The sequence below is a fragment of the Massilia orientalis genome (genome assembly GCF_030411975.2).
Classification (GTDB): domain Bacteria; phylum Pseudomonadota; class Gammaproteobacteria; order Burkholderiales; family Burkholderiaceae_D; genus Telluria; species Telluria orientalis.
Window position 1 is genome coordinate 1 of sequence record NZ_JASNRB020000026.1, and the last position, 14272, is coordinate 14272.

The 14272-nt window shown below is 63.3% G+C and carries 11 protein-coding genes; 4 read left to right on the forward strand and 7 right to left on the reverse strand.

What is annotated here, in order from left to right; all coding sequences use genetic code 11:
- Positions 1-620 precede the first annotated feature (620 nt).
- The 7 genes from QPK29_RS28625 to QPK29_RS28655 all read right to left on the reverse strand — a co-directional run bounded on the left by QPK29_RS28625 (position 621) and on the right by QPK29_RS28655 (position 8490).
- Positions 621-1514, reverse strand: coding sequence for an alpha/beta hydrolase (locus tag QPK29_RS28625; protein WP_371771853.1), 894 nt, complete (start codon positions 1512-1514; stop codon positions 621-623).
- On the reverse strand, positions 1511-2872 hold the full coding sequence (locus tag QPK29_RS28630; RefSeq protein ID WP_371771854.1) for an FGGY-family carbohydrate kinase: 1362 nt from the start codon (positions 2870-2872) through the stop codon (positions 1511-1513). The genes QPK29_RS28625 and QPK29_RS28630 overlap by 4 nt, the downstream gene beginning before the upstream one ends.
- A 13-nt stretch (positions 2873-2885) precedes the next feature.
- Positions 2886-3902: an ABC transporter permease gene (locus QPK29_RS28635; protein ID WP_371771855.1), complete on the reverse strand. Its 1017-nt coding sequence runs from the start codon at positions 3900-3902 to the stop codon at positions 2886-2888.
- The gene (locus tag QPK29_RS28640; RefSeq protein WP_371771856.1) at positions 3899-4888 is read right to left on the reverse strand and encodes an ABC transporter permease; all 990 of its coding nucleotides are present in this window, start codon (positions 4886-4888) and stop codon (positions 3899-3901) included. Before QPK29_RS28640 ends, QPK29_RS28635 begins: the two co-directional genes overlap by 4 nt.
- Positions 4885-6468 (reverse strand): sugar ABC transporter ATP-binding protein, encoded by a 1584-nt coding sequence (locus QPK29_RS28645; RefSeq protein WP_371771900.1) that lies wholly within the window; start codon positions 6466-6468, stop codon positions 4885-4887. The genes QPK29_RS28640 and QPK29_RS28645 overlap by 4 nt, the downstream gene beginning before the upstream one ends.
- 139 nt (positions 6469-6607) lie before the next feature.
- Positions 6608-7591 carry a rhamnose ABC transporter substrate-binding protein gene (gene rhaS / locus QPK29_RS28650; protein WP_371771901.1) on the reverse strand — a complete coding sequence of 328 codons (984 nt, stop codon included), beginning with the start codon at positions 7589-7591 and terminating at the stop codon, positions 6608-6610.
- Between the two features lie 17 nt (positions 7592-7608).
- Entirely contained in the window at positions 7609-8490 is an 882-nt protein-coding gene (locus tag QPK29_RS28655) for a DeoR/GlpR family DNA-binding transcription regulator (RefSeq protein ID WP_371771857.1), read from the reverse strand.
- A 320-nt stretch (positions 8491-8810) separates the two neighbouring features.
- Between QPK29_RS28655 and QPK29_RS28660 the strand changes: the two genes are divergently transcribed.
- The 4 genes from QPK29_RS28660 (at position 8811) to lldD (ending at position 14256) form a co-directional block, all read left to right on the forward strand.
- Positions 8811-10919 (forward strand): bifunctional rhamnulose-1-phosphate aldolase/short-chain dehydrogenase, encoded by a 2109-nt coding sequence (locus QPK29_RS28660; RefSeq protein ID WP_371771858.1) that lies wholly within the window; start codon positions 8811-8813, stop codon positions 10917-10919.
- A 65-nt stretch (positions 10920-10984) separates the two neighbouring features.
- Complete coding sequence (rhaI, locus tag QPK29_RS28665) at positions 10985-12280, forward strand: L-rhamnose catabolism isomerase (protein ID WP_371771859.1); 1296 nt, start codon at positions 10985-10987, stop codon at positions 12278-12280.
- A gap of 23 nt (positions 12281-12303) precedes the next feature.
- The gene (gene tpiA, locus QPK29_RS28670) at positions 12304-13074 is read left to right on the forward strand and encodes a triose-phosphate isomerase (RefSeq protein ID WP_371771860.1); all 771 of its coding nucleotides are present in this window, start codon (positions 12304-12306) and stop codon (positions 13072-13074) included.
- Between the two features lie 45 nt (positions 13075-13119).
- Complete coding sequence (gene lldD, locus QPK29_RS28675; protein ID WP_371771861.1) at positions 13120-14256, forward strand: FMN-dependent L-lactate dehydrogenase LldD; 1137 nt, start codon at positions 13120-13122, stop codon at positions 14254-14256.
- The last annotated feature ends 16 nt before the right edge of the window (positions 14257-14272 follow it).

Here is a 14272-nt window from a genome sequence, read left to right on the forward strand (position 1 = left end):
ACGGCTCTCCGCCGTGATTAACTGATCGGGGACCCAGCCCCTCGAGAATCACTTCTCATACACCACTTCTGGGGACACCATCCGACGTCCAAGATTAGCCAACGTTTTTGGGGGCCGATTTGGGGGCATGATGAGAGCGCTCGGCCGGAAGAGCCTAGATAGAATGCCGGTTTGCGAGGACATTAGGACTCCCACCGCCTCCGCCAGGACAATTGTTAGAGAGAAATCTTTAACATTCATGAGACCCGCTAGCTCTGAGAGCTGCGGGTCTTTTGTCTTTTTGGTGTCTGGATTTAACATCAATACGAATCCCGCAATGGAATTTGTATACGTCGAGATGACCTACGACGAGTCGTACCCCAGTGGGGACGCCAGAGCAAGAATTTGCGCAGCCTTTCGGGGTAGGCTTGGCGCTCGGAGGACTTAGCGCAATTGCCCGACAAGCATGAGCGGATCCGCGTCGGTACCGCGCGGCACTTCCGCGGCTGCTTCGTCACATTACGTGGGCAGTATGCCTGTGGATGTCGAATGATCGTCCGTCGCGGACCGAGGTCGCGTCCAAGCGTATCGTCGACATGTCGTTGACTGGCATACACGCCGACTGCGGAATACCAGACGAGCTAGTCGAGAAAGCCTTTTCCCGCAAGCCACTCCTTGACACGCACAGGCCATGCCGAGGTTGTCCCGAGCTTCGAGCGCATACCGATCCCGTGGGCGCCACGTTCGAACAAATACATCTCGGCAGGCACTCCAGCCCGCGTCAGCGCCTGGTAAAACAGGATGCTGTTCTCGACTGGCACCAAACGGTCTTGCTGCGTATGAACGAGCAAGGTCGGCGGCGTTGCGCCGGTGACCTGCATTTCAACCGACATCAGCCGCAGATCTTCTTCCGTTGGACCTGCGCCCAGCAGCTGTCTGCGCGAACCCGCGTGCGCGTTCGGGCCAGTCATCGTGATCACCGGGTAGACCAGCATTAGGAAGTCAGGACGAGCGCTGACCTTGTCCAGGTCTGCCCCGGTGCGCCCGAGCGGATGATCGAACAGGGTGCCTGCGCTGGCTGCGAGATGGCCGCCCGCCGAGCTACCGATGATGCCGATGCGATCCGGACGGATGTGATAGCGGCCGGCTTCGGAACGCACGAGACGCATCGCACGTAGTACATCAAGTAGTGGCGCCGGATGGCGCGCCCGCACCCGGTAGCGCAACACAAACGCGGTGACGCCCATGTCGTTGAGCGCACGGGCATAGTCGGTACCTTCGTGATCGACTGCCAGTCCGACGTACCCACCGCCCGGGCAGATAATCACCGCCGTCCCGTTCGCGTGGTCGATCGCGGGGCGATACACGGTCAGCGTGGGCGCATATGCCGTCGAAGCCCGATCGTCGCCGGGGTATGCAGCACCAGCCTGTTGAGCGCCCGGCACCCCTTCCGGCCACAGTGGAACCACCTCGGGACTGGCGCTGGCCCAGGGAACGGCCACCGCGAACAGCAGACAAGCGAGCAAGCGTTTCATGTCAAGGCCTCGAGCCAGCGATCACGGTAAGCCGCCAGACCTGGCAGTGGTAGAGGTGGCGTCAATATGCCGGTCCCCGAGGGCGTGCCATCACGATAGCGCAACAGCCAGCCACCGCAGGTGGTGCCGCTGCCATCGTCGGAATAGCTGACGGCCTGTTGCGGCCGCAGGGCAGCGAGCAGTGGACCGAACCAAGGATTCGCGGTGAAACTGCCCTCGACGGTTAAGGGGCCTGCCGTATCGAGCGTAGACAGGCAGTAATCGGTCATGAGCACCACGTACAGGGTCGCCAGGGCATAGCGTTCCTGGGCATTCATTGGTGCCGGACCAATGACGTGTCCCGTGCGGCCGGCGAACGGTCCTCCTGTCCCCGCGTAGCACGGCAGGGCCAGGGTACCTCGTTCGATGACGCGCTCGAGGTCAGCCATTGCGCACGCGTTACCGTTCGCCTGGGCGCCGGCAAGTTCGCCGAATTCGCGACCACCCATGAACCGCATGCACGCCACCGGTTCGCCCCGTGCGTTGGTGTTCGCGAGCATGTCCGCGTCCTCGCGCAGCCTGGCCAGATCCGCCCCGAAGGCGGCGGCGATCACCCAGGTACCGGTGGAAAGCACGGTACGTTCCGCACGCTGGTCGTTCTTGTCGAGGTAGCGAACCAGCGACGCATTACTGTCATGGATGCCGCAGAGGACCTCGCAGGCAGGAGACAGGCCGGAGGCTGAAGCAACTTCGGGGCGCAGCGTACCCAGCGACGCAGATGGCGGGGCCAGCGGCGGCATCAGCGCCTGCCAACCCATGCGTGCCACCAGGCTTGAATACTGCTGGCGACGCGGGTTCCACAAGTCGGTATGACAGCCCAACGATGTCGCTTCGCTGGCCGCCACGCCGCACAGGCGCCAGGCCCAGTACTGCGGATACATGAGGATATGGCGTGCGTGTCCAAATTCGCGCGGGAAGTGCTGCTGCAGCCAGGCCAGCTGGCGCCCCAGGTTCAGTCCCGCCGGCAGATTGGGCGAACAGGTTTCGGCATAGGCGGGCCGCACCGGGTCGTAATCGATTCCCGTCAGCGGCGCTTCGTAATCGAGTACCGGCAGCACCAGGCCGTTGTCGTCCACCAGTGCGGCGGTGGCGCCATGGGTGACAGGCACGATGGCGGTGACGTCGGCCTGCGTGGCGAATACGCGGCAGGTGGCAAGCAGCCAGTCCCAGATGCCATCGGTATCGTGATGCGGATAGGGGCCGCTCATCAATACCGTGTTGGGGCGCCGTTGCTCGGCAATCATGCGTCCGCAGGCGTCGACCAGGGCCAGCTTGACGTTGGTCTTGCCGATATCGAGGATGATCAGGGCGTCGTTCATGGCGTGCCTTGCCTCATGCCCGGGTCGAGCGGCCGCGCAGCACACGCGATACCGCGATCGTCACCAGCAGCAGCACGCCGACGACGATCGTCATGTAGATACCGGGAATGTTGGCCAGCGACATGCCGTAGGTCAGCGTGCCCATGGTCAGTACCGCGAGCATGACGCCGCCGATGGTGCCTGTACCGCCGGCGATGCTGACGCCGCCCAGGATCACCATCGTGATGACTTCCAGCTCCCAGCCGGTCGCGATGTTGGGACGGGTGCTGCCGATGCGTCCCGTCAGCAGGAACGCCGCCAGCCCGGCCATCGCGCCCGTCAGCATGAACAGCGCGAGCCGGTAGCGGTCGACGGCGATGCCGGAAAAGCGCGCGGCGTCGGGGTTGTTGCCGATCGCGTAGATGCGGCGGCCCCAGACGGTTGTGTGCAGCAGCACTGCGAACAGCGCGGCACACGCCAGCAACACCACGAACTCGCGCGGCACGATGCCGAAGAAATAGCCCTGGCCCCAGTCCGTCATCAGCTCGGGATATCCGGTGAACGCCTTGTCTCCCAGGACGACGCTGGCCAGGCCGCGATATAGCGATACGGTGCCGATCGTGACGACGATTGACGGCAGGGCGTAACGGGTGACCAGCACGCCGTTCAGGAAGCCGCAGGCGGCGCCGGTCGCCAGCGCCACGACAGGCAGCATTGCGGGCGGCAGGCCGGCGCCCTTGGCGAGGCCCATCGCGACCGAGGACAGCGCAAGGGTGCCGGCCACCGAGACGTCGATCTCGCGGCAAATGATGAGCAGCGCCATCGGCAGCGCGATCAGCGCCTTCTCGCTGAAGTTCGTGGTGCCGTCGAGCAGGTTGTACGGGTCGAGAAAGTAAGGCAGGACGATGCTGTTGGCCACGAACACGAGTACGAACAGCATGGCCAGCAGGCTTTCCCAGCGCGTCAGCACATGCTTCAGTTTGGTATTTTCACGGTCGAGGATCGTATAGCGCGACGTCTTTTCGTTGGGCGTCATGGTGATCGGATTCATGCTGCGCTCTTCATGTCGTTGGTATGCAGGGGAAGGATCTGGCGGCCGCGGCTCGTTTTGCCGCGTGCGTTGATCAGCACGGCGACCAGGATCACCAGGCCGGTGAGGGCGCTCTGCCAGAACGGCGAGACCTGCAGCACGGGCAGCGCGTTGCCGATCACCGACAGGAACAGTGCGCCCAGCATCGCGCCCGGCACCGAACCGATGCCGCCACCGATGCTGACGCCGCCGATGACGCAGGCCGCGATCACGGTGAATTCGAAACCGTAGGCGACCTCCGTGTAGGCGACCGCGTAACGCGCCACCCACAGGTAGCCGCACAGGCCGGCCACGGCGCCGGACAGGCCATAGACCCACAGCAGGCGGCGCGCGATCGGGATGCCGATGTAACCGGCGCACTGCGGCGCGTTGCCGACCGCGTACAGGTCCCGTCCGAACCGGGTATGCCGCGCAAGAAACGCCATCAGGACCAGCATCGCCGCGGCCAGCCACACCAGGTGCGGCAGCGCGAACAGCCGGGTCAGCGGAAAGGCGATGAACTCGTGCGGCATCTGGTGCGCGGACACCCAGGCACCGCCCGAGAGTACGAAGACCATGCCGCGGTAGACACTCATCGTACCAAGGGTGACGACGATCGGCGGCAGCTGCAGATAGCCGATCAGCCAGCCGTTGACCAGCCCCAGGCCCAGGCCAACGAGGATCGCCAACGCGACCACGAGCGCCAGCGGCAGCCCGGGATTGTGCGACGCCAGCATGGCGGCCACCATGCCCGACAGCGCCAGGTTGGATGCCACCGACAGGTCGATGCCGCGGGTGACGATGACCAGCATCTGGGTCAGCGTCAACATCACCAGGAGCGTACTGTCCGTGACCAGGTTGCCCAGCGACGACGGGGTGAGAAAGACCGGCGCGCGCAGGCCGACCAGGCCGATCAGCATGACGATCATCAGGGCGAGCAGGGACTCGCGTTGTTTCAACAGATTCATTGGACCTCCAGATTGTCGTTGGCCAGCTCGATGCCCGATGCCGCGGCGACGACGCGCTCGGGCGTGGCATCGGCGCGCTCGAACACCCGCTGCACCCGACCGTGGTGCATGACCACGACGCGGTCGGCCATGCCCAGCACTTCGGGCAATTCGGAAGACACCAGGATCACGGACAAGCCGCGCGTGACCAGCTGGCTGATGAAGCGATGGACGGCTGCCTTCGATCCGATATCGATGCCCTTGGTCGGCTCGTCGAGGATGATCACTTTCGGTTCGGTGGCCAGCCACTTGCCGAGTACTACCTTTTGCTGGTTACCTCCCGAGAGTTCGGCGACATGCTGCGTGAGGTGACTGGCCTTCAGCTCCAGCTGCTCCGAAAAGTGGCGTGCAATCGCCGTCTCGGCGGCCCGCTTGCCGCGCAGGAAGAAGCCGATCCGCGACAGGATCGGCAGCGTGATGTTGTGCATGATCGGCATCGTCAGATGCGCGCCATGGTGCTGCCGGTCTTCCGGTACGTAGGCAATGCCATGAGCGATCGCGTCCCTCGGGGTGGCGACCCGGATGGTCTTGCCGTCCAGGCGCACGGTGCCGCGGACGTCGGCCGTCATGCCGAACAAGGCCTGCATGACCTCCGAACGGCCGGCGCCGACCAGGCCGTAGAAGCCCAGGATTTCGCCTTTGCGAAGCGCAAAACCGACGCCGTCGAATTCGGTCGGGTGGCACAGGTTTTCCACTTCCAGTAGCGGTCCGCCGATTGCCGCGATCTCCTTCGGATACGCCTGGTGCACCGCGCGGCCGACCATCAGCGCCACCAGTTCGGACTCGGAAATGTCCGCCAGGCTGCCCTCGGCGACAAAATTGCCGTCCCGGAGCACCGTATACCGGTCGGCCACCTGGTAGATCTCGTCGAACTTGTGCGAGATGAAGATGACTGCGGTACCGGCGGCCTTGAGCTGCGCGATGATGCGATACAACTCCCGGATCTCGCGCTGCGACAGTGCGGCGGTCGGCTCGTCCATGATCACTACGCGCGCGTCCTGCGACAGGGCGCGTGCGATCTCGACGAAATGGCGCTGTGCCACGGACAGGTCCTTCACGCGGGCGCGCACCGGCAGGTCGACCTCGAGGCGCGCGAATAAGGCTTCGGCCTCCGCTTCGATGCGTTTCCAGTCGATGCGGCGCGCGGTGCCCGTCGCAGGTTGCCGCCCGACGTAGATGTTCTCGGCCACCGACAGCTCGTCGAACATCACGGTTTCCTGGTGCACGGCGGTGATCCCGGCGGCCATCGCTTCCTGCGGGCTGCCGAAAGACACAGGCTTGCCGTCCAGGTTGATGGCACCGCCGTCGGGCCGGTAAATGCCGGTCAATGTCTTGACCAGGGTGGACTTTCCGGCGCCGTTCTCGCCTATCAGGGCCATGACCTCGCCAGCCCGGATATTGAGGTTCATGCCGTTCAGGGCCACGATGCCGTTGAAGCGTTTGCTGATCCCGGTCAGCTGCAGCACCGGCGCGGGGGCATCGGTGCTCTGCGGCGTGGCGCCGCGGTGTGGAGTAGGGCTGGACAGTTGTGTGACTGACATACGAATGGGCGGACAGGTTGTGATTGTGGCCGCGGCACGTGTCGAGAACAGGAACGACACGCGCAGCAGAGACTCTCCGTCCCCGCGCGGGGGGACGACATGCAAAACTGCAGCCGATGATCAGGCCGCAGAGGGAGCGTCAGAACAGCTTCGCGAACTTGTCGACGTTGTCGCTGTTGTACGTAAATGGCGGGCCAAGAGCAGCTTCGCGGTTGGCGTCGAGTGTGACGTTGCCCATGCGCCCAACCGAGACCGCGGTGCCGGGCTGTGGCTGAGCCGTGCCCTTGACGAACTCGGCGGCGGCATACGTCGCCGCGTAGCCCAGGTCGATCGGATTCCAGATCGCAAATTCCTTCACCGCGCCGCTCTTCACATGGCCGGCCATTTCGGATGGCAGGCCGAGCCCGGTCACGAACACCTTGCCGACCAGCTTTTCGTCGACGACCGCCTTGGCTGCGGCCACGATGCCGACCGTGGTGGGAGCGATGATCGCCTTCAGGTCGGGGTGGCTGCGCAGCAGGCCGATCGCCTCGCGGTAACTCTTGTCGGACTGGTCGTCGCCGTACACCGTAGCGACCAGCTTGACCTTGGCGTACTGCGGCTCCTGCAGCACCTTTTTCATCACGCCGATCCAGATGTTCTGGTTGGTGGCCTGGGCCGAGGCCGACAGGATTGCGATTTCGCCGGCGCCGCCGATGGCGCTGGCGGCCATCTGCACCTGCTTCTCACCGATCAGCTCGGCGTTGGAGGGGTTCAGCTGCATCAGGCGCCCCTCCGGCGCCAGGCCACTGTCGAAGGAGACCACCTTGATTCCGCGTTGCATCGCTTTTTTCGCGATCGGGACCAGCGCGTTCGGATCGTTGGCGGAGATAACGATTGCATCGACCTTTTGGCTGATCAAAGAGTTGATGATCTCGATCTGCCCTTCGGCGCTCGGGGTCGTGGGACCGGTATAGATGACCTCGATGCCGCCGATCTGTCTGGCCGCCTCGTCCGCGCCGATATGGGCCGCGTTGAAAAAGCCGTTACCGAGGTTTTTCACAACCATGGCAATGCGGGTCTTCTCGGGCTTTTTCTGGCAGCCGGCGCTGCCAACGAGGATGCCGAGGGCGACCGCGCTCAGCAAGAGTCTTCGAAAATTCAATTGAGCATCTCCATGTAGTACGTGTTTGGGGAATTCAAGTCGTACTGGCCATCAAGTGACAGGGCGTCGCCGTCGTGCTCCGATCCGTATGCGTCCGTTTGATCGGGTTGTACAGTGATCACTTTGACCCCACTCTGTTCAAGCATCTGGACCGCTTTATCCGATACGTCCGTATCGGTGATCACAGTCGACACCCGGTCGAGCCCGCACAGGATGAGGCCGGCCCTGCGTGCGAACTTCGAGCTGTCGGCCAGCACGATCAGTTCTTCGGTCTGACTGATCAGCCGCTTCTCGGCCTGGATCAGGACAGGATCGGCTTCCATCAAGCCGAGTAGCGACAGGCCATACACGCTCATGAACATCTTGCTGGCGTAATGGTGCTGCGTGATGTCGTTGTCGAACGGCGAGAGAATGACATTCTGTTCACGATAAATCGTGCCGCCGGGCACGATGACTTCGCTTTTGCTGGACACCAGCAGGCGCTCCGCCATCAGGAACGAATTGGTCAGGATCTTGAGGGGCTTTTCGGTGAGAAATTCCGCCATCATGAACGTCGTCGTGCCGCCGTTGATGATGATGGTTTCCTCGTCCGAGCACATCGATGCGGCGTAACGCGCGATGGCCCGTTTGCGCGATGCGAAGCACTGGATGTTGTTGTCGAAAGTTTCGCTTGCCAGCGGATGCTGGCGGCTCTTCTGTTCGATGTTCCTGGCGCCGCCCCGTGTGCGCGCCAGCAGTTTGCGATCCGCGAGCCAGTTGATGTCGCGTCGGACGGTTGCTGGCGAGGCGTTCAGCCATTCCACCAGCTGCGGAACCGTCACCACCTGATGCTCGGCGAGCAGTTTCAACAAGCTCTTGCGGCGCTTGTGGTTCACCATGTTCGTCTCCTCCATCGGCCGTTGTTCTTGTGTTCGACCGTTTCCGTTCGAAGAGATTAGTGAGTCATGTAGTCATGGTCAATCGCAAAGCGTGTCAAATAAATGATTATTTCGCGCGCTTGTCGCTCAAATGCGATCAAACGAATCATTCCGATGATTATTCGCTGCTTGCGGGCCAATCTGGCCGCCGGCCCGTTGACACCAGTTATCCGCGTGTCTTTTACTAGTTTTAGACGCCGCGGACGCAATGCATCCGTGGTTTGTAGGTGAGACATGAATGCTATCGGGCGATAGCCGCTAACTGTATGGAGACCTTTTTGATGGGCACGATGAGCGAAACGAAGCAGAAGGAACCAATCACGTCGCGCTGGGATGACCAGCACGCCGCCACCCTGAGCGAACCCGAATTGTTGTTGTACCGTTCGAACCTGCTCGGCTCCGACCTGCGCATCACGAACTTCGGCGGCGGCAACACGTCCGCCAAGATTGCGATGACCGATCCGCTCAGCGGCGCGCAGGTCGACGTGTTGTGGGTGAAGGGTTCCGGAGGAGACCTCGGCAGCATCAAGCTGGACGGTTTCTCGACCCTCTACATGGACAAGCTGGAAGCGCTGAAAGGACGTTACCGCGGCCTGGAACACGAGGACGAGATGGTCGGTTACCTGCCGTACTGCACGTTCAACCTGAACCCACGTGCGGCATCCATCGACACGCCGCTGCATGCCTACATCCAGCGCAAGCACGTCGATCACATGCATCCGGATTCGGTGATTGCGATCGCGGCCTGCAGGAACAGCCGTGCGCTCACGGAGAAGATCTTCGAAGGCGAACTGGGTTGGCTGCCGTGGCAACGTCCGGGTTATGACCTCGGGCTGAAACTGGAAAAGCTGTCGCAGGAACAACCGCATCTGAAAGGCATCATCCTGGAAGGACACGGTCTGTTCACCTGGGGTGATACCGCCAAGTCGTGCTACGAGACGACCCTGGCGATCATAAGGCGCGCGGAAGACTGGCTCGCCGCGAACGTCAAGCAGCCGGTGTTCGGTGGCAGCAAATATGCGCCGTTGCCTGCGCAGGAGCGTGCCGCCATCGCGTCGCGCCTTATGCCGCTGCTGCGGGGCAAAATCAGCAAGGATGAATACAAGCTCGGCCACTTCGATGATTCCGACGCCGTCCTGGAATTCGTCGGCAGCGCCGATCTCGCGCCGCTGGCCGCACTTGGTACGTCGTGCCCGGACCACTTCCTGCGCACCAAGATCCGTCCTCTCGTGCTGGACTTCGACCCGACCGCGCCCGATCTCGATCGCCTCGTGAACGGCCTCGACCAGGCTCTGGAAGCCTACCGCGCGGACTATACCGCTTACTACGAGCGCTGCAAACGTGCCACCTCCCCGAAGATCCGCGACGCCAACCCGATCATCTACCTGATCCCGGGCGTGGGCATGCTGTCGTTCGCGAAGGACAAGGCGACCGCGCGCATCGCCGGCGAGTTCTATGTCAACGCCATCAACGTGATGCGTGGTGCGAATGGCGTCGATGAATACGTCGGCCTGCCGGAACAGGAAGCCTTCGACATCGAATACTGGCTGCTCGAAGAAGCAAAGCTGCAGCGCATGCCCAAGCCGAAGAGCCTCGCGGGCCGCATCGCGCTCGTAACCGGCGGCGCCGGTGGCATCGGCCAGGCTGTCGCGCGCCAGCTGCTGCAGGAAGGCGCGTGCGTGATGCTGACCGATATCGACGCGGCAGCGCTGGAATCGGCGCAGGAGAACCTCGTCAAGGTGGCCGGCAAGGACACGGTCGGCACCGTGCAGGCGAACATCACAGATGAAAGCCAGGTCGCCGGCATTCTCTCGGCAACCGCGCTGCGCTTCGGTGGCGTCGACCTGCTCGTGTCGAACGCGGGCATCGCGTCGGCCGCGCCGCTGGACGAAACGTCGCTTGAGGTCTGGAAGCGCAACCAGGACATCCTCGTGACCGGTTACTTCCTTGTCAGCCGCAATGCCTTCCAGATCATGAAGCAGCAAAAGCTGGGCGGCAGCATGGTCTTCGTCGGCAGCAAGAACGGCCTTGTCGCTTCCGCTGGTGCGTCGGCGTACTGCACGGCGAAGGCGGCCGAGATCCATCTGGCGCGCTGCATCGCGCTGGAAGGCGCGGAGCACGGCATCCGCGTCAACGTCGTCAATCCAGACGCCGTCATCCGCGGCTCGCGCATCTGGGACGGCAAATGGAAAGAAGAGCGCGCGGCGTCGAACAAGATCGAAGCCGACGACGTGGAAGAGTTCTACCGCAAGCGCAGCATGCTCAAGCGCAGCGTCCTGCCCGAGGACATCGCAGAAGCCGTGTATTTCTTCTCCAGCGAAAAAGCGGGCAAGAGCACGGGCAACGTCCTGAACGTCGACGCCGGCAACGCAGCGGCATTCACGCGCTGACCATTACAAGGAATACGCAGCGAAGCAAGCCTGCTGGTGGCTTCGCTGTCAAGGAGACACGAAACATGAAAGACTTGATCGACGCCGGCCTGGTGGCCGAACAGAATGCCAAAGCATCCGCACAGCTGCAGGCCGACTATGACGCGCTGGGAGGCATGCTCGCCCGCCGCGGGCAGGACATCGAAGCATTGACCTCGCTCGCGCAGGACTTCGCAGTGGCCGTTCCCAGCTGGGGCGTGGGCACGGGCGGTACCCGCTTCGCGCGCTTTCCGGGCCGCGGCGAGCCGCGCAACGTGTTCGAAAAACTGGACGACTGCGCCGTCATCAACCAGTTGACGCGCGCCACGCCTGCCGTGTCGCCGCACTTCCCGTGGGATAAACCGACGGATGCGAACGAGCTGCGCCAGCATGCGGACGCGCTTGGCCTCGCCTTCGATGCTGTCAATTCGAACACGTTCCAGGACCAGCAGAGCCAGGAACACACGTACAAATACGGCAGCCTGACAGCCATCGCGGCAGCGACGCGTGCCCAGGCCGTCAAGCACAACATCGAGTGCATCGAGCTCGGGCGCGAACTCGGGTCGAAGGCGCTGACGGTGTGGGTGGGTGACGGTGCCAACTTCCCGGGACAGAGCAACCTGCGCGGCGCGCTGGAGCGCTATCTGGACAGCATGCGCGAAATCTACGCGGCGCTGCCGGACGACTGGAACGTCTTCATCGAACACAAGCTGTTCGAGCCGGCGTTCTACGCGACGACCATCGCCGACTGGGGCACGAGCTTTGCGTGCGCCACCGCGCTCGGCCCGAAAGCGAAATGCCTCGTCGACCTGGGCCACCACGCGCCGAACACGAACATCGAAATGATCGTCGCGCGCCTCGCGCAATTCGGCAAGCTGGGCGGCTTCCACTTCAACGACAGCAAGTACGGCGACGACGACCTGGATTCCGGCTCGATCAACCCGTTCCAGCTGTTCCTGGTCTTCAACGAGCTGGCCGACGCCGCGCAGCGCGACGGCGCCACCTTCCGGCCCGCGTACATGCTCGATCAGTCGCATAACGTGACGGATCCTATCGAGAGCCTCATGAACAGTGCCGTCGAGGTACAGCGTGCGTACGTGCAGGCTGCGCTCGTCGACAGGACCAGGCTCGCTGAACTGCAACGCTCGAACGATGTGCTGCTGGCTGCCCAGGCGCTCAAGGCCGCATTCCGCACCGACGTCTCGCCGATCCTGGCCATGGCTCGCGTGCGCAAGGGCGGGGCGGTCGATCCGGTCGCATGCTACCGCGCAAGCGGGTACCGCGACCTTGCAGCGAGCGCGCGTCCGGCCAAGGCCGGCGCGAGCAGCAGCGGCATCGTCTGACGAGGGCATTCATGGGAGCTGAGGTGCGTCGCAAACTCGTTGTTGGAAACTGGAAGATGAATGGGAACAGGCAGACTGTCCTCGAGCTGCTGGGCGCCATCGGCGCGAGGACGGCGCGGCCGGAATGCGACGTGGCGATCTGTCCGCCATTCGTGTATCTCGACCTGTGTGAGCGGGTCCTGTCCGCGACCGCCGTTGCACTCGGCGCACAGGATCTGTCCGAACATGCGAACGGCGCCCGCACGGGGGAGGTGTCCGCAACTATGCTGGCCGACCTCGGATGTCGTTATGTTTTGCTCGGACATTCCGAACGGCGTACGTCCCACGGCGAATGCGACGAAACCGTGGCCCGCAAGACCCTGCGGGCGCTGGCGGTCGGGCTGAACCCGATCGTCTGCGTCGGCGAGACTTGGGACGAGCGCATGAGCGGGCGGACATACGATGTGCTGTCGCGCCAGATCCGTGTCGTCGCCGATGCGCTGACCGAGAGTGAGCATTTCATGTCCTTTACGGTCGCGTATGAACCTGTCTGGGCGATCGGCAGCGGTGTGACGGCGACCGCAACCGTGGCCCAGCAGGCCCACGCATTCATCCGGCAATGTCTTGCGAGGTATTCCGCCACTGCCTCGCAACGTGTGCGCATCCTGTACGGGGGAAGCATGAAGCCGGACAATGCCCCGGAGCTGCTGGCGATGCCCGACATCGATGGCGGTTTGATCGGCGGTGCGTCGCTCGACGCACAGCAATTCCTGTCGATCCTCGATGCCGCGGCCGGGCTCGAGGCAGTGCAATAAGCCGTCTCCGGGATCGATTCCAACCGTACTTCTTCATTATTTACCGTGATTATTTCATCCGCGACCGACTATCGCGCGGCTGCACGCCGCGTATTGCCCCCCTTCCTCTTCCACTACCTGGACGGCGGAGCAGGCGCTGAGGAGACGCTGCGTGCCAATGTCGATGACCTGCAATCCGTCAGGCTGCGCCAGCGTGTCATGCGCGGTTCGGAGCAGCTCGATCTCGGTGTGGAATGGTTCGGCCAGCGGTATGACTTGCCCATTGCGCTGGCCCCTGTAGGGCTGACCGGCATGTATGCACGGCGCGGCGAAGTGCAGGCGGTTCGCGCCGCGTGTAATCGAAATATCCCGTTCATCCAGTCGACGGTGTCCGTGTGCCCGCTGGCCGAAGTTGCTGCGCAGGCCTCCAGACCGATCTGGTTCCAGCTTTACGTGTTGAAGGACCGGGGCTTCATGCGTGACGTCATGAAGCGCGCCAGCGACCTGGGAGCGACGACCCTCGTCTTCACCGTGGACATGCCGGTGCCCGGCGCGCGTTACCGTGACGCGCATAGCGGCATGAGCGGCCCGAACGCGTCACTGCGGCGCGTGATCCAGTCCATGCTGCACCCGCGGTGGGCACTCGACGTCGGACTGCGTGGGCGTCCTCACGATCTCGGCAACATTTCGGCCTACCGGGGGCATGCCACCGGACTCCAGGACTATATCGGATGGCTCGGTGCCAATTTCGATCCCGCCATCGGTTGGCGCGACCTCGAGTGGATCCGCGACGAGTGGAAGGGCAAGCTGGTGATCAAGGGCATCCTCGATAGTGACGATGCGCGCGACGCATTGGCCTTTGGCGCGGATGGAATCGTCGTGTCGAACCATGGCGGACGCCAGCTGGACGGCGCATTGTCGACGGCTCGGGCCTTGCCGGCCATCGCCGATGCGGTCAAGGGAAAGATGACGATTTTCGCGGACGGCGGTGTGCGTACCGGTACGGACGTGTTCCGCATGCTGGCCCTCGGCGCTGATGGGGTCCTGATCGGGCGCGCGTTCGTGTACGCGCTGGCCGCGCAAGGCCAGGCCGGCGTGGAGCGGCTGTTTGCGATCCTGGAAAAAGATATGCGGACGAACATGGTGCTGACCGGCGCAAAATCGGTGCGCGACATCGGGGCGCACTTGCTTGCTGATCAATAAGCCGAAGGGAGTAACG